Origin of the sequence: Micromonospora sp. 067-2, assembly GCF_046549295.1 — a bacterium.
Classification (GTDB): domain Bacteria; phylum Actinomycetota; class Actinomycetes; order Mycobacteriales; family Micromonosporaceae; genus Micromonospora.
Window position 1 is genome coordinate 181,368 of the sequence record NZ_JAJPWB010000002.1, and the last position, 20,087, is coordinate 201,454.

Sequence of the window (20,087 nt, forward strand, 5' to 3'; positions counted from 1 at the left end):
CCTCAGCTGAGCCGTCGGCGCGGACGCCCATGCGGTCACCGACCGGCTCACACCGGTGCCGTCTAGCCGTCCCGACCCACTGTCGGCGAGCACTCCGCGCAGATGCCGAAGATCTCCAGGGTGTGTGCGACGTCGGTGAAGCCGTGCCGGGCAGCCACCTGGTCGGCCCACCGCTCCACGGCGGGCCCGGCGACCTCCACCGTGCGTCCGCAGTCACGGCAGACCAGATGATGATGGTGTGTGCTCTGGCTGCAACGGCGGAACAGCTGCTCGCCGCCGGGCAGCCGAGTGGAGTCGACCTCGCCGGCCTCGACCAGCAGCTGCAGAGTCCGGTACACGGTGGTGAGGCCGACACCGGCCTTCCGGTCCATCAGCATCTGGTGCAGGTGCTGCGCCGAATGGAACCCCTCGACCTCGCGCAGTAGTGCCAGCACCTCACCACGCTGACGGGTGTTGCGAGTCACGTTTGGTATCGCCTGAGTCAAGGTGGTCGCATCCTTCGATGTTGCCGGCCGCGTTCGATCTCACCGATCTCCGCGGTGAGGCCGTTGTGCGTCGATGGGAGCACCCTCTCGCTGCGTCCGTCCGGCCTGTCAGGGGAGGGGTGCCGAGCACCCGTCGAGGAGGTGCGGTCGTCCCCATCGTACGTATCTCGCCCAAGATCGCCACGACGGATCCCCGGGTGCGCGGTGCTGGCCGCGGCGTTGTGACGGGGCTCGGATCGCAGTGGTGAGGGTCAGACCGCCAGCTACATCGTCAGGCTGGAACCTGGTCGGCGTGGTGGTGGTCGGTCAGGTCGCCGAGGTCCCAGGCGGGAAACGGGTCCGGCAGCGCACGCCAGGCCGCCTCCCCCGCGGCGATCTCGGTGTCGGTGAGCAGGCAGGCGACGAGAGCTTCCCGCAGGCCCTCGCCGTGCAGGCCGACACCGATGAGCACGAGTTCCTGCTGGCGGTCACCGAAGACGGGATGCCAGCGGGACTCCAACTCGGCCCGCTCGTCGGGATCCTCCGGCCACTCGCCCGACACCGCGACGGGCACGCCTACCGGGTCGCAGCGTCCCGACGGGCCAGCCTGTGACCACAGCGCCTGCACGTCCGGACGGCTGGCCAGCCACAGGAACCCCTTCGAGCGCACCACGCCGAAGGCGTCCAGCCCTCTGGCGAGCAGGTCCCACAGCCGCTGCGGGTGCAACGGACGGTGGTCGCGGAACACGATGCTGGAGATGCCGTACTCCTCGGTCTCCGGCACGTGCCCGCCGTTGAGCTCGGCGACCCAGCCGGGCGCGGTCTCCGCGCGCTCCAGGTCGAAGCGCCCGGTGTGCAGGATCTCCGCAGGAGCAACCCGGCCGTGCACGGCAGGGACCTGTCGGGCGGCCGGGTTGAGGCGGGTGAGCAGCGCCTGCACCACCGCCAGGTCGGCCGCGGTGACCAGGTCGGTCTTGTTCACCACGAGCACGTCGGCGAACTCGATCTGGTCGACCAGCAGATCGGCGATGCCACGGTCGTCCCCCTCGTAGGCGGCGAGCCCCCGCCCCTGGAGGGTCTCCCCCGCCTCGATCATGCTTAGCAGGCCCGCCGCGTCCACGACGGTGACGGTGGTGTCCAGGCGGGCCAGGTCGTCGAGCACCTGCCCGTCCTCCACGCCGAAGGCAAAGGTGGCGGCTACCGGCATCGGCTCGGAGATGCCGCTCGACTCGATCAGCAGGTAGTCGAAGCGGCCCTGCCGAGCCAGCCGGGCCACCTCGTCGAGCAGGTCGTCGCGCAGCGTGCAACAGATGCATCCGTTGGTCAGCTCGACCAGCCGCTCCTCGGTCCGCGACAGCGCGCCGCCGTCGCGGACCAGCGCGGCGTCGATGTTGACGGCGCTCATGTCATTGACGATCACCGCCACCCGCAGCCCGTCCCGGTTGGCCAGCACGTGGTTGAGCAGGCTGGTCTTGCCCGCGCCGAGGAAGCCGGACAACACCGTCACCGGCAGTCGGCCCGTCACGGCTGATCCACCACCTGACGGCCCTTGTACAACCCACAGTGCGCGCAGGCCCGGTGCGGCGCCACCAATTCCTTGCGCGGGCACGGACACGGCGTCAACTGCGGCAGGCTCGCCTTCCACTGGGCCCGCCGGTGCCGGGTGTTCGACCGCGACATCTTCCGCTTGGGTACGGCCACAAGGCTCTCCTTCTCGAGGGGTCACGCCAGAGCTTAACGATATCGGTTTTCGTTATGCTTAGCGGCCCACGCATCAGAGGAGGTCGGCAAGCTCGTTCGCCCCGGGCAGGGGATGTGACGGAGGAGCCGCCGACCTGGCCCTCGGCCGAGTCGTCGGGCGCAGGTGGAGCTCTGGGCGGAGCCGGTCGAGGTCGGCTGTCCGGTCGACCGCCGAGCCTTGGCGACGGCCGACCAGTTGCACCGCCCGAGCCGGCGCCGCGAGCGGAGGCAGAGCGTCAGCAGTACAGGTTGTTGCCGGCGGGAGCGCCGAGGATCTGGGTGAATCGCTGGTAGGCGTCGACGCGGCTCTGGACCTGCCCAGGGTTGGCGCCGTTGCACTCGAGGCTGCCGTTGATGGTGCGGATGGTCTCGCCGAACCCGGAGCCGTTGACCATCGCGTTGTGGGCAGTCATCCGACCCGCGCCGGTCGAGGTCATCCAGAACCAGAGGCCGGTCTTCCACGCCACCGCGCTGTCGTTCTGCACCAGCCACGGGTTACCCAGCAGGTCGATGCCCAGGGCGTCTCCGGCGGCCTTGTAGTTGAAGTTCCACGACAGCTGGATCGGACCACGCCCGTAGTAGGCGGCCTGCCCGGCCGGGCACCCGTACGGCTGGCCCCAGTCGCAGTAGTGCGGGTAGTTGGCGGTGTTCTGCTCGACGACGTAGATGAGGCCGCCGGTCTCGTGGTTCACGTTGGCCAGGAACGCGGCGGCTTCCTGCCGGCGCACCGTGTCGCTGCCGGTCGAGGCGAACTGTGGGTACGCGCTCAGTGCGGCAACCAGTCCGCTGTAGGAGTAGAAACCGTTGCGGTTGGGGAACATCTGGTTGAACTGCGCCTCGCTCACCACGAAGCCACCGGGTGCGGGCGGCGGATTGCCGGCGCCGGGCACGTTCCACTTCTGGTTGGGGCCGCCGGTGCAGGTCCAGATCTGGGTCACGGTCAGGTCCGCCGACGACCCGCCGGTGAGATCGAGGCACTTGTTCGCTCGCGGATTCACCAGATCCCGGCTACTGGTGTAGGTCCATTGCTGCGCGGCCGTGCCGTTGCAGTCCCAGAGCTGCACCTTCGTGCCGTCCGCCGTTCCGGCACCTGCCACGTCCATGCACTTGCCGGCGGTACGGATGGTGCCGTCCCCCGGAAGCGTCCACTGCTGCGTGGAGTCGCCGACGCACGAGTAGAGGTCGATTGCCGTGCCGTTGGCGGTTCTACCGCCCGCGGCACCGATACATTTGCCGGCCAGCCCGCTGATGACACCGGTGGCGGCAGCCGAGGCCGCCTGACCCGTCGCGGTCACAAAACCGCCCGTGGCAACCAGGACGGCCAGTGCGGCCCAGAGCCGGACCCGAGGCCGGCGAACGGTCGAAAGTGTCATCTCGGATCCATCCAATTCGTACCGGTGCGAGGGTGGCACCGCAGGTGGTGGGCCTTGCGCTCACGTCGGGAGCCCAACGGGCGAGCGCGCCGAGCGGGCGCTCGGGCCATCACCGTACCTAAGTATCTCGATATTTGTAAGCCTTCTTTTCAGTGGGCATTAGGCCTGGTCAACCCCCATGCCGGGCGGCACGCGTCAGCGCAACCCTCGGGTACTCCGCGTCGTTTCAGGGCCGCCGAGACGTCGCCGACCGGTACTCCGACGAGGCCGGGCACGCGCTCGGCTACCTCGCTGCAGCGGGCGACTTCGGCGCACTGGCCGTCGGTACCCTTGCCGCCGACGCCGCGGCGATGGTCGCCGCCGACGCCCGCCCCGCCACAGCTCTGATTGCCTGCTCTTGGGCGCTACCTGGTCCGCAAAGCACGCCAGAGGAGGCGGTAGAAGTCGGCGTAGCTGCGTTCGACGTGCAGCGCGTGGCGCTGGGTGGCGCCGTGGCGGGTCGGTAGCTGGTTGATCGGGACGTTCATGGCGGCGTGGTGTTCGACGTGCAGGTTGTTGCCGTTGGTGAACCAGGTGCTCAGCCGACTCCCCCTGATCGACCGGGTGTTGCGCAGCACGTCGGTCGTGTCGGTCTCGCAGAGCAGGTGCTCGGGGAGCTCGACGAGGAAGTGCATCGGCACGGCGAGGACCAGCGGCAGCACCCAGAGCAGCAGGGGGTACCGGCCGTATCCCGTCGCAGCAGCCGCGGCCGCCGCGACGATCAGCGCGCCGAGGATGAGGTGCTCGTTGGTGATCCGGCGGCGCATCGCCGGTGCCACGTCGCCGTGCTCGTAGCGCCAGCGACCGGTGGCCGATCGGCCGATGTCCTTCGTGACCAGCGCGAGCCGGGGATAGTCGAGCAACCCGCGCAGGAGGGCCCGGATGGTCAGACGCTGACGGGTGTCGAAGCCGAAGAACTCGGTGTCCTGCGGGGTACCGAGGTAGCGGTGGTGCTGCAGGTGTCGGACGCGGTAGTGGCTGTAGACCACGAACAGGGGCAGCCCCAGCGGCACCCCCACCAGCCGGTGCGGCAGGGAGCGCCGGAAGGCCGAGTGGTGGAGGCACTGGTGCTGCAGCTCGACCGCGTGTGTGTACATCGCCGCGAGCAGCACCACGCCCAGCCCAACGAGGAGGGGCTCGGGCCGCAGCGCCAGGGTCACACCGCTCGCGATCAGCGCGACGAGGAGCACGAGCTTGCCGACGAAGACGCGCTCGTCGGCGCGCTCGACGCGGCCGCGGGCGAAGAGCTGGCCCACCGAATCCGTTCCGGTGATGGCAGCGGTGTCGGACGTTACGGCGACGGGGTCGACAACGGGCGGTCCAGGGTTGGCCCGGGGGACGAGGGGGGTGGCGACGCTCATGGCGATCTCCGTTTGGATGGGGATGGGGGTGCTTGCGGGCTAGCGGCCACTGAGCAGCACGACGTGGGTGCCGGGGAGCAGACCGCCACGGGCCGCCTCGGCGTACAGCCCGGCCATGGCGACGGAGCCGGCGGCGGTGGGGTGGGCACCCACTGTCGCGAGCATCGCCTGCGCCTCCCGGAGTTGGTCGTCGTCCACCCCGTAGGCCGCGCCGCCGCTGTCGGCGATGGCGGCCATCGCCTCAGGGCCCTGCAGGGCGTGCCAGTTGACCAGCGGCTGGTTGTGGTCGGTGGTGCTGACCGCGTCGGGTGGCAACATCTGGTACGGGCCGGGCCAGCTCGTCACGATCGGGTTGTTGGCTGCCGAACCGACGCCGTAGAGCACGGTCGGCCAGCCGAGCCGGCGCAGCTGCAGGTGGATGGCGATGATCGTGGTGCCGTTGCCGACGGGAACCCAGATCGCGGCGGGCGGCTCCGGAAGCGCCGCGCGCAGCGCCTCGACGACGATGCCGTGCCCGGAGAAGACGGCGTCGACGTAGGGGCCGTCCACGTTGCCGTCGACCGTGCCGTCTTCTGTGGCAAGCCGGCGGGACTCGTCGACGGCGTCCTCGTAGCTGCCGTCGACGAGGTGCACCCGGGCACCGGCGGCGCGCATGAAGGCACCGCCGTCGCTCCAACCGGTGGGCAGGACCACGGTGCAGGTCAGCCCGGCGGCGGTGGCCGCGGTGGCCATCGCCCGGCCGTAGTTGCCGCAGGTCGCGACCGTGATGTGGGTGAAGCCGTCGGCTACGGCCCGGGCCACGACTGCTCGGGCCGCCGGCTCCTTGTGGCTGCCCGAGGCGTACCGGGTCTCGTCCTTGATGAGGATGCGGTGCTCCCGGACGAGCCCGGTGGCGTCGATCAGCGGGGTGGCGAAGGCGTCTTCGGGCGCGGCGGGTGGCGCCACGGTGTCGGTGGACATCGTGCTCCTGATCTTTTCTGGACGGATGGGGTCAGCGCTGCGGAGCGACGCCGTGCAGGCCGTCGAGCTGCGCGTCAGCGTGGTTCTGCAGCTCGTCGCGGTCGCCGACCTCGGCGGGTGGGATGGCGTCGGGGAGGGTGTCCTCGATGCGGCGCAGGGTGGGGTTGAGCCAGCCGCGGACGGCCCAGCCGAGCTGCAGCAGCCCGCTGACGATCACCAGGAGCGCCAGGCCGCGTCCGGGGCCGACGCCGATCACGGCTCCGACCGTCGACGCGAGCCCGCCGCCGGGCTGCAGGAGCGGCTGGATGTAGTGGTCGGCGAGTGGCCCGACCACCAGGTAACCCAGCGGCATGGTCAGCATCATCATCGTGATGAAGATGGCAAGGACCCGTCCCTGCAGGTCGAAGCCGACCTTGGTCTGGATCAGGGCGATCCAGTGTCCGTCGATGAGGGACTCGGCGAAGGTGAGGGCGAACATCCCGGCGATGGCGAAGGCGGGGTGGACGCCGATCCCGACGAGTGCCATGGCCGCGCTCGCCACGGCCATGAAGAGGATCATTCCGGTCGTCCGCCGGGAGGTGCCGCCCCAGAGGCCCATGGTGAGGCTGCCGAGCAGGCCGCCGATGCCGCCGGCGGAGAGGGCGGCGCCGAGGGCGAGCGGGGACTGCTCGATGAGGAGCATCGGGGTGATCACCGCGAAGCCGAGGGTGTAGAAGGCGTGGTCGATGACGAAGAACCGCAGTGCGGCGCGGAGTCCGGGGCGGCGGGCGATGTAGCGCCAGCCGTTGGCGACCTCGTCGCGGAAGCGCTCCTCACGGAGCCGGAAGAGGCGGTTGGGAAAGCGGACGACGAGCAGCGTCCCGACGCCGACGAGAAAGCTGAGGACGTCGATCAGCAGCACCCCGCGGATGCCGATCAGGCCGATCAGCCCCGCCCCGAGCATCGGGGCGAATACCAGGCCGACACCGACGCCCAACTGACTGATGCCGTTGGCGTGGCCGAGGTAGCGCTTCGGAACGAGCTGCGCCACGGCGGCGAGGTAGGCGGGGCGCTGGAACGCCCCCGCCAGTGAGGTGACCGAGACGGCGAGGTAGACCTGCCAGAGCTGCAACGCGCCACCGACGACGAGCAGCGCGAGGCTGCCCATGGCGAGCGCGGCGGCGGCGTCGCTGGCGAGCATGACCCTTCGGCGGTCCCACCGGTCGGCCACTGCCCCCGCGATCGGCCCGGCGAGGATGCCGGGAAGCATCCCGACAGCGCTGACGACCGCGAAGTCGGTGATCTCCCCGGTGCGCTGGAAGACCCAGATGCTCAGTACCAGGGTGCTCAGTCCGCTGCCGACCATGGAGATGAACTGGCCGAGCGCGACGATCGCGAAACGGGAGAGGCTCGGGTCGGCGCTGCGGGGCACGGTCCGCCGGGAGGGCGGGGCGGCCGCGGAAGCGGGGACCGGTGCGGGCTCGGTCTGCTGGGCGGGCTCGGTCTGCTGGGCGTGGTCGGTCTGCTGGGCAGGCTCGGTCTGCTGGGCGTGCTCGACGAGCAACGCCGCGAGCGGCTCCGCGTGGGTCTTCACGAAGAAGTGGCCGGCGCGGGGCAGGACGGCAAGGGAGACGTCGTCGGCGAACTCCTCCCACTCGTGATGCCGCTCCTGGTATAGCTCGGTGACCCGGTCCCGCTCACCGATGACGCTCAGCACCGGCGCCCGCAGCCGCGGCGTGTCACCGGATCGGCCGGCGGTGTAGAACTCCTCGGCGTCGCGGGCGTCGTGCCGGACGTTGCGCAGCACGAACGTCTCGTCCTCCCGGCTCTGAACGTCGGTGAAGCCGCCCCGCGCCCGCAGGTAGGAGAGGTATTCCCGGTCGGAGGTGAACCGGTCGGTCGGGACGAGCCGGTAGAACCAGTCGAAGAAGCGCCCGGGGAGCCGGGCGGTGGGGAAGCTCGCCGCGAGGCCGACGCCGCGCAGCTGCACGCCCGCCGCCTCGGCCCGCTGGGCGATCTGCAGGGTCACGGCCGTACCGAGACAGTGGCCGTAGAGCAGAATCGGACCGGTCACCTCCCGCAGCTCGGCGAGGACTCGGTCGGCGACCTCGGCCCCGGGCATCGGCTGTTCGTCGGGGCGGCTCTGGTCGTGCCCGGGTAGCTCGAGTGCGTAGAGGGCCCAGCCGCTGGGCAGCGCGTCAGCGAGGGGCTGGTAGGCGATGGCGCTGCCGCCGGAGAAGGGAACGGCGACGACGGTCACCCCGCCCGCCGCCGGGTCGGCGTCGGCCGCGGTGAGGCGGTGCAGCATTCGCCGCGGCGCTTCCGGCGTGCCGGTGGCGCGCTCGTCGAGCAGCCGACCGAGGGCCCGTACGGTGGGGTGCTGGTAGAGCTCGACGAGCGCCAACGCCGGGTCGATCTGGCGGACCAGTCGCAGCGCGGTGAACGAGTCGCCGCCGAGGGCGAAGAAGCTGTCGTCGATGCCGATCTCGTCGCGGTCGAGGACCCGCCGCCAGACGTCCACGATCCGGTGCTCGGTCGGGGTCCGCGGCGCGACGCCGCCGGCTTGGTGCCCCGCATCCGGCGGGGCGGGGAGGGCACGCCGGTCGAGCTTGCCGTTCGGAGTCAGCGGCAGCGCCGCCAGCGGCAGGACCCGGGCCGGGACCATGTGCACCGGCAGGGAGATGGCGAGTGCCTCCCGCACCGCCTCCTCGGTCACGTCGGCCCCGGGCGAAGCGACAACGTATCCGACGAGCTGGGCGATCCCGGACGGCAGTGGGTGCACGCTGACGGCGCAGGCCAGCACGCCGGGCAGCGCGGCGATGGCCGCCTCGATCTCGCCCAGCTCGACCCGGTAGCCGTTGACCTTGACCTGGTCGTCGAGGCGTCCGAGGAAGTCGACGATGCCGTCGCGGTGCAGGCGGGCCCCGTCGCCGGTCCGGTACATCCGGGCGGAGCCGTCACCGGCGAACGGGTCCGGGACGAATCGGTCGGCTGTCAGCTCCGGTCGGTCGTGGTAGCCGACCGCGACACCGACGCCGCCGAGGTAGAGCTCCCCCACCACCCCTGTTGGCACAGGCTGCTGGTGGGCGTCCAGGACGTAGACCCGATTGTTCGGGAACGGCCGGCCGATCGGCAGCGGCGCCTCCGCGGGGAGGTGTTCGACGTCGCCGTCGAAGTAGACGTTGTCCACGCTGACCTCGGTGACCCCGTACGCGTTGACGACCCGGCCTTCGCCGACCAGCCGCCGGGCCTGTTGGTACTCCCCGAAGTGCCACTTCTCGCCGCCGCCGATGAGCAGCCTGACGAATTCGAGCCGCTCCCCCGCCGCCTCGACGTGCGCCAGCAGGGCACGCAGCACCGCGGGGACCAGCTCGGTGCAGTCGACCCGTTCGGTCCGCATCAGCGCGTAGAGCTCCGCCGGGTCGAGCAGCACCTCGCGGGGGACGACGACGAGTCGACCGCCGGTGGTGTGCGCCCGCAGCGTCTCGCCGACGAACATGTCGAACGAGAAGCTGGCGGCCTGCTGGTAGGTCCAGCCCGGCTCGAGGTGGTAGGCGCGCTGCCACATCACCGCAGCGTGGACGAGGTTGTGGTGGCTGACCACCACCCCCTTGGCCCGCCCCGTCGACCCGGAGGTGTAGATGAGGTAGGCGGGGTCGGAGCCGGCCGTGACGAGCGGAGGGTTCCTCTCGTCGGCGGCACGCAGCCGTGGCTCGTCGCGATCGAGCGCCAGAACCGTGACACCGGCGGGCGCCGGCGGGGCGACCGCCAGGTCGTCCCGGGTGACCAGCACCGCCGCGCCGCTGTCGGCGAGCATGTAGTGCAGCCGCTCCGCCGGGTAGGCCGGGTCCAGCGGCACGTACGCGCCGCCAGCCTTGAGCACCCCCCACATCGCGACGAAGAGTTCCGGGCCACGGTCGAGGCAGATGGCGACGCGGACGCCGGGGCCGACCTGCTCGTCACGGAGCACCCGGGCGACCCGGTTGGCCCGGGCGTTGAGCTCTCTGTAGCTGATGGTCTCGCCCCGGAAGGTGAGGGCCGGGGCGTCGGGCGTGCGGGCGGCACATTCCTCGAAGAGCTCGTGCAGGGCGGTGACACCGACGGGCAGCGGCGCGGACGTGTCGTTCCAGTCGTGCAGGATCCGGCTGCGCTCGGCGGCCGGGAGCAGCTCCAGCCGGGTCACCGGGGTCTCGGGGGTCGCCGCCGCGGCGTCGAGCAGCGTCACCAGGTGGGTGAGCAGGGCGTCGACCCGCGGCTCGTCGTAGAGCTCGGTGGCGTAGTCGATGGTCAGCACCGGCCCGTCGACCGGGAAGTCGAGGCCGACGGCGAGGTCCACCATCGTCGCCGCGGGCGCCACCTCACCGGCGTACCGCAGCCCGCCGCCGGGGGTCGGCGTGTTGTGGACGGTCAGCATGACGCCGCTGAGCCGGTTGCGGTTGGCGCTCGCCGGCCGGCCGCTCGCGGCGATGATCTGCGGTAGCGGCAGGTCCTGGTGGTCCAGGTCGCCCGCGACGGCGTCGCGGACCCGGGTCACCGTCTCGGCGAAGCTCGGCTCCCCGCTCACGTCGCCGCGCACCGGCAGGATGGTCAGCGCCGCCCCGACGAAGCCCTCCAGCTCCGGGCGGGTCCGCCCGGCCACCGGTGCCAGGACCGTCACGTCGGTGCGTCCGGTGTAGCGGGCGAGCACCACCTGCAGCCCGGCGAGGAGCACCGTGAACAGGCTCGCCTGCCGGGTCCGGCCGCAGCGGCGCAGCCGCTCCACCAGCTCCGGGTCCAGCGCCCGGGTGATCCGTTCGGCGGTGAACGACCGAACCGTCGGCCGGGGCCGGTCGGCAGGAAGTTCCAGCTCGAGGTCCGCACCGGCGAGCCGCCCCCGCCAGTACGCGTCGAGCTCCGGACGCGCCGCGCGGTCCCGCTGGTACGTCAGCAGCTCGGCCGGTACGGGCGCCGGCGTCCGGTCCGGGACGGCCGCACCCGTGGACCGCTGCTCCAGCAGCTCCGCCAGTTCCGCGCCGAAGACTCCGGCCGACCAGCCGTCAAAGATCAGGTGGTGAACGACCAACAGCAGCTCGTCACCGTCGGGGGCCCGGAGCAGCACGGCCCGGGCCAGCGGCGCGTGGGCGAGGTCAACCGGGACGCGGGTGAGCTGTCGCCGGCGCAGCTCGGCCTGCGGCGACGGATGCGGCTCTTCGAGCTCCACGGTGGTCAGCGGAATCGCCCCGGTCGGCGCTATCCGCATCGTCGGCTCGTCACCGTCGGCGAGGAAGTACGCCCGCAGCGCGGCATGCCGGCCGACCAGCTCGGCCAGGCAGGCGGCGAGCGCTCCGGTGGTCGTACCGGCCGGCAGCCGGTAACGGATGCCCAGGGTGTGGGCCGGAAGATCGGGAGTGAGCTGTTCGGCGATCCAGAAGTCACGCTGCATGGCCGTCAACGGCAGCGGCCCCGACGGCGCGGTGTCGATCGGAGTGCTGGCCAGCTCGCGGGTGTGCCCGGGTCCCTCCTGACCCGGTCCGGCCGCGGTGGGGCGGCGCCGCGCCACCAGGTCGGTCACCCCGGCCAGCGTCGGCGCGGCGTACAGCTCGCTGAGCGTCAGCTCGACGCCGTACGCGCGGCGCAGCCCGCTGAGCATCCGCACCGCGTCCAGCGAGTCGGCGCCGAGGGCGAAGAAGTCGTCTGTGGAGTCGATGGTGGCGACGCCGAGCAGGTCGTGCCAGAGCGCCTCGATCGGCTGGACCGACCCCGTCGACGTCGGCGCCGGGGTCGACCGGGTCGGTCCCGATCCGGTCTCGGCCGCGAGCCACGCGGCACCCGGCTCACCGGATGCCAACGCCCGGCGGTCCACCTTGCCCTGCAGCGTCCTGGGGAACGACGGCTGAACGGTCAACGCCGCCGGCACCAGGTACGCGGGGAGTTGCGCCGTGAGCTGCCCCCGGGCGGTGGCGGCATCGACGAATCCGGCGCCGACCAGCAGGTGTCCGACGAGCCGCGGCGATCCGCCTCGCTGGTCGACGACGACCACCGCGTCGGTGATTCCGGGCAGTGCCCGCAGCGCCGCCTCGACCTCGCCCGGCTCGACCCGGAAGCCGCGGAGCTTCACCTGATCGTCGATGCGCCCCAGGTAGGCGAGTTGCCCGTCAGGGAGGAGGCGGACCCGGTCCCCGGTGCGGTAGACGAGATCTCCGCCCGGTCCGGCGACGAAGCGTTCGGCGGTGAGATCCGGCCGGCGCAGGTAGCCGGTGGCGAGGCCACGGCCGCCGAGGTGCAGCTCCCCCATCTCACCGGGTGCGACAGGGCTCCCGTCAGCGTCCAGCACCTGCGCGGTCACCCCCGGCAGCGGCCGGCCGATCGGGGCCGGGTCGTCCCCGGTCCACGCCGTCAGGTCGGCCACCGTCGCCACGACCGTCGCCTCGGTCGGGCCGTACGTGTTGAGCAGCTGGACCCCCGGGCGAACCTGGGCCTGCCAGCGGGCCACGGCCGAGGCGTTGACGGCTTCACCGCCGATGATGACGAGGCGGACGCTCGCCGGTAGGGCCGCCTCACCGCGTTCGATGGCGGTGACCAGTTCCTGCCAGTACGCGGTGGGCAGGTCGAGGACCGTGATGCCGAGCGCGGCACAGCTGTCGAGGAGGAGATCGGGCCGACTGACGACGTCCTCGTCGCGGATGACCACCGCGGCGCCGGCCGCCAACGTCGGGAAGATCTCCTCGACGCTGGCGTCGAAGCTGAGCGCGGCGAACTGCAGAACCAGGTCCGTGGGGGTGAGGCCGTATCGCTCCCGAGCCACCGCACAGAAGCGTTCCAGCGCCCGGCGCGGTACGGCAACCCCCTTCGGCCGGCCCGTCGACCCGGAGGTGAAGATGACGTACGCCGGGTCCTCCGGGTCGCCCATCTGCTCGACATCGGGGCCCGGCGTCCGTGCGGCGCCCTGCAGCGGCACGACCGGGACATCGGCGGGCAGCGGGGTACCGATGCCGGCGTCGAGGACCAGCCGGGGGGCAACGTCGTCGAGCATGAGCCGCAGCCGGGCCGTTGGGTAGCTCGGGTCGATCGGCACGTACCCGGCCCCGCAGCGCAGCACCGCGAGCATCGCGACGACCGTCGCGGTGCCGCGCGGCGCGCGGATGCCGACGAGGTCGCCGGCGCGTACACCGTGCGCGGCCAGGACCCGGGCGAGCGCCGCGACGGCTGGGACCACCTCGGCGTAGGTCAGCTCACCGGCGCGGTCGCGCAGGGCAAGCGCCTCGGGCGTACGACGCGCCCACTCCTCGATGTCGGCGAGCAGCCGCAGCGGGGCACCGTCGTCTTCGGACGCTGACCTGTCGGTCCGGTTGGCGACGGTGAGGTCGACGCTCACGGTTTGTTCCCCTTGCGGTGTGCGGCTGACTGTCGGACAGCCCACAACCTACGAAGTCCAGACTCTCGTTTCGGTGGCATGGAGACGAACGGCCGGCGACTTTCCGCGACCGGAGACGGCCGCAACGAAAGCACAGGTCAGGAGCGATATGACGGAACGGGCTGCCGCAGCTGACGGGGCACACGCAGCTCACGGCCCTCGCATGCCTCCGGCTTGGTTGTTCACTCCCAGTTCGCATTTGGCGACTCGGGTGGGCAGCACTCACACGAGTGGGCAGCAGCCGATCCATCGATCAGCGTCGACATCGATCGACGGATCGTCGGTAGTTGATCAGGAGGGTACGGGCGGTTCACGTCAAACGTCTCGCTTGTTCACCCCCGGATGATCGGCTGGCTCGGAAGATCTTCGCTGGCCCGGCCAACCGTCGGCTCAGCTCGAACCTCCGGGCGCAGACCCGGGATCGCACCACAGAAAGGAGCGGAAATGAGGCCATCGACCCTCCTCCGCCCGAGCCTGGCGCTGCTGCTCGCCGCCGGACTGAGCACGCTCGTGGCACCCGCCGGCGTCGCCCAGGCGGCCACCGCGACCGCGACGGACACCCCGATCACCGTCACCTCGACCGAGCATCTGGCCCCGGGCGTCACGTACGGCTCGTTCCAGGTGAACACGCCGCGTGGCGTCACCGTCGGCTACCTGCTCACCGCCGACCTGCGCAGGAACAAGGTCTCGCTGGGCCTGCTGCACCCCGACACCGTCGCGCAACGCAAGGTCGTCTCGGCCATGACGACCGACCAGGGCGCCATCGGCGGCGTGAACGGGGACTTCTTCAACATCAGCGAGACCCACGTCGGGGTCGAGCCGACCGGCTCGTCGTCCGGTCCGGAGATCGCCGACGGCGAGGACCTGAAGTTCGCGGTGCCGACCGCGCAGCGCTTCGGCCCCGGCATCGCCCCCGGCACCTCGACCCGCGACGTGTTCGGCGTGGGCGTGAACGGCAAGGCACGTGTCGACACCCTGAGCCTCGCCGGCGAGGTACGCAGCAAGAAGGGCACGATCGCCCTCAGCGGCCTCAACCAGTACGCCCTTCCAGTCGGCAGCGTGGGCCTCTTCACCTCGCAGTGGGGTACGGCCTCCCGGGTCCGGTCGACCTGCGGTAGCGACACCAACCGCAACGATCCGTGCAGCACCCACACCTACGAGGTGACCGTACGACACGGCGTGGTGACCTCGGTGGGCCAGACGCCCGGCGCGGGCGAGATTCCCGGCGACACCGAGGTGCTGGTAGGTCGTGAGGGTGGCGCGGACGCGCTCGACGACCTCGCCGTCGGCGACCGGGTGAAGGTGCAGGAGAAGCTCGTCTCCGAGGACAGGCCGAAGCTGGTGTTCGCGGTCGGCGGGGCACCGATCCTGCGCGCTGGTGAACCCCTCGCCGGCCTGGACGCCAAGACCGCCGCGGTGCGCACAGCGGCCGGTGTCAGCCCCGACGGCACGACCGTGTACCTCGTCGCGCTGGCCGGCCTCGCCCCCGCCAGCGCCGGCTTCACGGTCGCCGAACTGGCCGACCTGATGCATTCGCTCGGCGCGGACGCCGCAGTGAACCTGGACGGCGGCGGCTCGACCACGGTCGCCGTACGGCAGCCGGGCCAGACGACGGCCACCGCCCGCAACAACCCCTCCGGCGGCGTGGAGCGAGCGGTCGCCAACGGTATTGGCATCTTCGTCGGTCGCCACTGATCGTCCGATCGAGCACGGACTCGCCCCGCCCGGTCGCCCCGGGCGGGGCGAATCTCTGGAACGCCCGGCGGGTTCGGTGTCGGGCGGGGTGGCCGCGGTTCATCGGTCGGATCCGACGGGGCCACGGCGAGGAGACATCCGGGCCCGTAGCCCTGTCGGTACGCGAGCCTCCGAACCGGCTCGACGAGCAGCGCCTGGCTACCATTCGGATGTGTCCGAAGACACCAGGCAGAGCTCCGGCGAGAAGCCGGCACGGCAGCGGTTCCTGGTCTGCGGGGACGGTGCGCTGGCTCGCCGTCTGGTCACCGAGCTGACAGACCGGTACGGTGTCGCGGTCACCGTGGTCCTTTCCTCGCTCAGCGACAGTCACGCACCGGACATCGCCGACGTCGCACCGGAGATCGGAGCGGCGGAAGGGCGGCCGGAGATCATCGTTGCGCGCCGCCTGACCGGGGAGGTGCTCGACCGGGCCGGGGTTCGGCAGGCCGCCGCCGTGGCGCTGGTCGGTGCGGACGACGTCACCAACGTGGACGCCGCGTTGATCATCCGGGAACTGGATCCCGAGGTCCGGCTCGTGATCCGGCTGTTCAATCCCGTGCTCGGCGAGGGCATCGCCGCGATGCTCGGGGACTGCGCCGTACTCTCCGGATCGGAGATCGCCGCGCCTGCGTTCGTCGCCGCCACGCTCGGGGACGCCACACCGACGTACCTGCGGCTGCCCGACGACGAGCTTCTACGTACCGCGATGCGCAGCGCACTTGATCCGGTCGGCGCGGATGTCGTGTGCGGCCTGGCCGACACGACCGGCACCGAGCCCGTGGTCCTTCCCGCGGACCAAGACTCGGCCGACCTGGTCCTCGTTCGGACGTACGGGCGGCCCCGGATCGACGCGCCGCGTCGACGGCCGCGCGTGCTACGGACACTCGGATTGGTATTCAGCCGCAATCTGCGACTGGCGTTGGTCGGCACGGCCGCGTTGCTCACCGCCGCCAGCGCGCTGCTCGCGTACACCCGCGGCGTCAACCTCGCGGAGGCCGCCTACCTGACGCTGCTGACCGCGGCGGGGGGCGCCGAGGCCGATCCCGGTGCACCACTTACCGAGAAGGTAACCGCGGTGGTACTGGTGATCAGCGGGTTGGCGCTGCTGCCCACCGTCACGGCCCTGATGGTGGACTCGCTGGTGCACGCCCGGCTGGCGGTGGCCGCCGGAGGGATGACCGATCCTGTCGACGACCACGTCGTCCTGGTGGGTCTGGGCAACATCGGTACCAGGGTGCTTGAGGAACTGCACGCGTTCGGCATTCCGGTGGTCGCCGTCGACCGGACGGAGTCGGCGCGCGGCGTTGGCGTCGCCCGGGAGCTGGGCCTACCCGTCATCGTCGGGAACGCGACCCGGCCCGAGACGCTGCGGGCGGCGTCCGTGCACACCTGCCGGGCGCTGGTGGTGCTGACCCCCGACGATGTCACCAACCTGGAGACCGCCCTGCTGGGACGATCGGCACACGAGGCGCACCGACAGCGCTCGGCAGCGACCAGGGTGCCGCTGCGGGTGGTGCTACGGCTGTTCGACGACGGCTTCGCGCGGCGCACCGAGCGCACCCTGGGCATCAACGAGTCACGCAGCGTGTCCTATCTGGCGGCGCCGGCGTTCGCGGCCGCCATGATGGGACGACAGGTGATCGACACCATCTCCGTCGGCCGGCGGGTGCTGCTGGTGGCCGACCTTCCGGTGGGCGCCGGGTCCGAACTCGAGGGCCGGTACTGCCGCGACGTGAACCGGCCTGGCGCGGTGCGGCTGATCGCAATGCGGACCGGCCGGGCCGGGCAGACCATCTGGGCGTTGCCGCAGCGCCGGCATCTGGTACGCACCGACCGCCTGATCGTGCTGGCCACGCGCGCCGGCCTCGCCGCGCTGCTGGCCCGCACCGCACCCAGCCCTGATGCTGCGCCACTGGTCGACGTGGCACCCATGCGGCTGCTCGCGCCAGCGCCACGTCCTCCCGCCCAGCCATGACACGCTGGCACACGACCCGGGACATTCAGCTCCCTCGTAGTCCGCAGACCAGACTGAGGGGTCGAGGTTCATGGCTGGGCCCCCAGTCCGAGATCGATCGCGGCACGAAGCTCGGCCTGGATGGCCTGGGCGTTCCGCGCGATGCTGGCCGGCGGCGCGGCTACGGCTCGCTGCATCGCATCACTCTGGACAGGTCGGTGAACGTTGGGGGATTCGATGGACAATAGTGGCCGAACAAGGCAGCCAGTAGGCTTCCTCCGCTGTCGGTGGCGCTTGTCCGGGGTGACTATCGATAGGTGACAGCAAATACCGTGATCCTCGTGCTGGTGATCGTGGTCGCCTTGGCCTTCGACTTCACCAACGGGTTCCACGACACCGCGAACGCGATGGCGACCTCGATCGCTACCGGGGCGCTCCGGCCCAAGGTCGCGGTGCTGCTGTCGGGGCTGCTCAACCTCGTCGGCGCATTCCTGTCGGTGGAGGTCGCCCTGACGGTGACGAACGCCGTGGTAAAGATCCAGAATCCGGACGGCACGCCGAAACCCGAGCTTCTACAGGGTGGCGGATTCGATCTACTCCTCATCATCCTGGCCGGGCTGGTGGGTGGGATCGTGTGGAATCTGCTGACATGGCTGTTGGGCCTGCCGTCTAGTTCCTCGCACGCCCTGTTCGGTGGCCTGATCGGCGCGACCATCGCGGGTCTCGGGACGGCGGGGGTCAACTGGAACGGCAACGGCGACAAACTCGACGGTGTGCTCGGCAAGGTAATCCTGCCTGCCCTGATGTCGCCGGTCATCGCCGGCGTCATCGCCGCGGTGGGCACCTGGCTCATCTTCAAGATCACAGCCGGGGTGGCGCGACGGTTCACCGAGACGGGGTTCCGGTGGGGGCAGATCGGCAGCGCGTCACTCGTCTCACTGGCGCACGGCACCAACGACGCGCAGAAGACCATGGGTGTGATCACGCTGGCGCTGATCGCCGCCGGCAGGTGGACGGACACCGGCGCCATTCCCTTCTGGGTGAAGGCGGCCTGTGCGGTAGCCATCGCCGCGGGCACCTACCTGGGCGGTTGGCGCATCATCCGTACGTTGGGCAAAGGGTTGGTGGAAATCACCTCTCCCCAGGGCATGGCTGCCGAGAGTGCCTCGGCTGCGGTGATCCTCGCATCGAGTCACCTGGGCTTCGCCCTGTCCACCACGCACGTCGCCACGGGATCCATCCTGGGCTCGGGTGTGGGCAAGCCGGGTGCGCTGGTGCGCTGGCGGGTGGCCGGGCGGATGGTCGCTGCCTGGCTCATCACCCTGCCGTGCGCTGGCGTCGTGGGCGCCGCCATGTGGTGGATAGGTCACGCATTCGGTGGACTCGTCGGCGCACTGACGATCTTCATACTGCTGCTCGCCGCGGCGGGTGCCATGTACGTGCGGTCGCACCGCGAACCTGTGGATCACCGCAACGTCAACGACGATTGGGACGCCGAGCGGACGAGCGACAGCGCGCCGGCTGCTTCGGTCCGCTGAGGAGGGAAGCGACATGCACAACGTGGGATTCGCCGCCGCGGCCGGCTGGAAAATTCTCCTTGTCGGCCTGCTGCTCGGAGCCGGCCTGCCAGCGCTGTTCGCGGTCGGCATCAGAGCGATGGCCTACGGCGCGGGGGGCGACGCCGAGGTCCACGCCTCCGGTGCGCCCGGCCCGGCACCACATCCGGCCGGTCGGGCCGCCGGCATCCTGTGCTTCGCGATCGTCCTGGCGGCGATCGCGCTCGGCATCACCTTCATCGTGGCAACCGGCTTCGGTAAGACGCTCAGTTTCGAGCACATCTACCCGACACTCGTCGACAAGCCTTGAGAGCCGGACCCATGACGAGGGAGTTCCCGTGACCGAGATGCGCGCCAATTTCGTCGTCCGTGCCGTCGAATGGTTACGTGCGGGATACCCGACGGGCGTGCCGAGACAGGACTACGTCGCCCTGCTCGGCCTGCTCCGCCGCAAGCTCACCGAGCAGGAGGTACGCAGGATCGCTGCGGATCTCGCGAACCAGGCGCAGAGTCATGGTGATCCGATCACCACGCAGGACGTGGAGCGGATGATCAGCGATGCGTTCCTGCAGCAGGCTGCGCCGGAAGACGTGGTCCGGGTCTCGGCGCACCTTGCTGCGGGCGGTTGGCCGTTGGCTGACCCGCCGCTCGATTAAGACAGGTCGCGACCAGGACTGGTGAATCACCACCGAGGTGGAACGCATCCGGTCAACTCCGGCTCCACCTGAGCAGACGTGGGTGCTCACTCTTTCAACCGCCACGAAGCGTCACCGTCCGGGCCTCGGTTGCTCCGGAGCGCCCTGGCGTCGCGCCTGACGGGAAGTCGCTTCGAGTGCGGCGGCTGGCGTTTCTGCGGCAGTCGAGCTGCGACCAACCGTGAGACAGTGTCCTGGTGAAGGAAGCTGCACCTCCGGCACGCCCCCGCCGTCGTGACGCCCTCGCCAATCAAGACCGAATCGTCGAGGCGGCGGTACGGCTGTTCGTCGAGCGGGGCTTCGCGGTGCCGGTGGCAGAGATCGCCGACGCGGCGGGTGTCGGCATCGGCACCTTCTACCGCAGCTTCCCGGACCGCGCCGCCCTGTTCGAAGAGTTGGGTATGCGCGCGTACGCCCACATCGAAGCGCTGATCCACGACATCAGACAGGAAGGCCTGGTGGGTTTGATCGCCGTGCGGCGCTTCCTGCTTGGCGGGCTGGAGATCGGGGACCGTCTCGTGCTGCCCCTGCAGGGCGCGCCGGCACTGACCTCGGTGGCTGCGGCGCAGGCCCGCGCGCGCATCGACGCGGCGGTGGAGGCGTTCCTGGACCAGGCGAGGGAAGCCGGCGCTGTCGGCTGGGACGTCAACGCCACCGATGTCATCCTATGCGCGGCCCTGGTCAGCCGGCCGATACGTGGTGGGCCCACCATCGAGCGCGCCTTGAGCCGTCACGTCGAGCTTTTCGTCTCAGGCTTGCGCGGGTTGTGCCCTAGTCCGGACCGCCCGGTGACGCAGGCCGACGTCGAGGATGACTTCGCTGGCGACCAACCGTGACGC

13 protein-coding genes are annotated in these 20,087 nt (G+C 70.9%); 6 read left to right on the plus strand and 7 right to left on the minus strand.

Going from position 1 to position 20,087, the window contains the following annotated elements; genetic code table 11:
* Window positions 1-62: 62 nt before the first annotated feature.
* The 7 genes from ACLJN9_RS04435 to ACLJN9_RS04465 all read right to left on the minus strand — a co-directional run bounded on the left by ACLJN9_RS04435 (window position 63) and on the right by ACLJN9_RS04465 (window position 13,270).
* Window positions 63-485, minus strand: coding sequence for a Fur family transcriptional regulator (locus ACLJN9_RS04435; RefSeq protein WP_410809721.1), 423 nt, complete (start codon window positions 483-485; stop codon window positions 63-65).
* A 271-nt stretch (window positions 486-756) separates the two neighbouring features.
* Complete coding sequence (locus tag ACLJN9_RS04440) at window positions 757-1,989, minus strand: GTP-binding protein (protein WP_410809722.1); 1,233 nt, start codon at window positions 1,987-1,989, stop codon at window positions 757-759.
* The gene (rpmF, locus tag ACLJN9_RS04445) at window positions 1,986-2,165 is read right to left on the minus strand and encodes a 50S ribosomal protein L32 (RefSeq protein ID WP_410809723.1); all 180 of its coding nucleotides are present in this window, start codon (window positions 2,163-2,165) and stop codon (window positions 1,986-1,988) included. Before rpmF ends, ACLJN9_RS04440 begins: the two co-directional genes overlap by 4 nt.
* Window positions 2,166-2,440: 275 nt before the next feature.
* Window positions 2,441-3,577: a glycoside hydrolase family 19 protein gene (locus tag ACLJN9_RS04450; protein WP_410809724.1), complete on the minus strand. Its 1,137-nt coding sequence runs from the start codon at window positions 3,575-3,577 to the stop codon at window positions 2,441-2,443.
* Between the two features lie 404 nt (window positions 3,578-3,981).
* On the minus strand, window positions 3,982-4,977 hold the full coding sequence (locus ACLJN9_RS04455; RefSeq protein WP_410809725.1) for a fatty acid desaturase family protein: 996 nt from the start codon (window positions 4,975-4,977) through the stop codon (window positions 3,982-3,984).
* 39 nt (window positions 4,978-5,016) lie between these two features.
* Window positions 5,017-5,937, minus strand: a complete 921-nt coding sequence (locus ACLJN9_RS04460; protein WP_410809726.1) for a pyridoxal-phosphate dependent enzyme — start codon at window positions 5,935-5,937, stop codon at window positions 5,017-5,019.
* A 31-nt stretch (window positions 5,938-5,968) separates the two neighbouring features.
* Entirely contained in the window at window positions 5,969-13,270 is a 7,302-nt protein-coding gene (locus ACLJN9_RS04465; protein WP_410809727.1) for an amino acid adenylation domain-containing protein, read from the minus strand.
* A gap of 483 nt (window positions 13,271-13,753) precedes the next feature.
* On the opposite strand from ACLJN9_RS04465, the gene ACLJN9_RS04470 reads away from it, so the two are divergent.
* From ACLJN9_RS04470 to ACLJN9_RS04495, 6 genes are all read left to right on the plus strand, one after another.
* Window positions 13,754-15,004, plus strand: coding sequence for a phosphodiester glycosidase family protein (locus tag ACLJN9_RS04470; protein WP_410809729.1), 1,251 nt, complete (start codon window positions 13,754-13,756; stop codon window positions 15,002-15,004).
* Between the two features lie 211 nt (window positions 15,005-15,215).
* Window positions 15,216-17,018, plus strand: coding sequence for an NAD-binding protein (locus ACLJN9_RS04475; protein ID WP_410809730.1), 1,803 nt, complete (start codon window positions 15,216-15,218; stop codon window positions 17,016-17,018).
* A 296-nt stretch (window positions 17,019-17,314) separates the two neighbouring features.
* Window positions 17,315-18,535 (plus strand): anion permease, encoded by a 1,221-nt coding sequence (locus tag ACLJN9_RS04480; protein WP_410809731.1) that lies wholly within the window; start codon window positions 17,315-17,317, stop codon window positions 18,533-18,535.
* 13 nt (window positions 18,536-18,548) lie between these two features.
* A complete protein-coding gene (locus ACLJN9_RS04485) occupies window positions 18,549-18,863 on the plus strand; it encodes a hypothetical protein (RefSeq protein WP_410809732.1) in 315 nt (104 codons plus the stop codon).
* Window positions 18,864-18,900: 37 nt separating this feature from the next.
* Window positions 18,901-19,209 (plus strand): DUF3349 domain-containing protein, encoded by a 309-nt coding sequence (locus ACLJN9_RS04490; RefSeq protein WP_410810191.1) that lies wholly within the window; start codon window positions 18,901-18,903, stop codon window positions 19,207-19,209.
* 236 nt (window positions 19,210-19,445) lie between these two features.
* Window positions 19,446-20,084, plus strand: coding sequence for a TetR/AcrR family transcriptional regulator (locus ACLJN9_RS04495; RefSeq protein WP_410809734.1), 639 nt, complete (start codon window positions 19,446-19,448; stop codon window positions 20,082-20,084).
* The last annotated feature ends 3 nt before the right edge of the window (window positions 20,085-20,087 follow it).

Bases quoted from the DNA above. Each gene is read 5' to 3' on its own strand.
- ACLJN9_RS04450 (WP_410809724.1), bottom strand. From the start codon at position 3,577: ATGACACTTTCGACCGTTCGCCGGCCTCGGGTCCGGCTCTGGGCCGCA.
- ACLJN9_RS04460 (WP_410809726.1), bottom strand. From the start codon at position 5,937: ATGTCCACCGACACCGTGGCGCCACCCGCCGCGCCCGAAGACGCCTTC.
- ACLJN9_RS04490 (WP_410810191.1), top strand. From the start codon at position 18,901: ATGCGCGCCAATTTCGTCGTCCGTGCCGTCGAATGGTTACGTGCGGGA.
- ACLJN9_RS04485 (WP_410809732.1), top strand. From the start codon at position 18,549: ATGCACAACGTGGGATTCGCCGCCGCGGCCGGCTGGAAAATTCTCCTT.
- ACLJN9_RS04470 (WP_410809729.1), top strand. From the start codon at position 13,754: ATGAGGCCATCGACCCTCCTCCGCCCGAGCCTGGCGCTGCTGCTCGCC.
- ACLJN9_RS04455 (WP_410809725.1), bottom strand. From the start codon at position 4,977: ATGAGCGTCGCCACCCCCCTCGTCCCCCGGGCCAACCCTGGACCGCCC.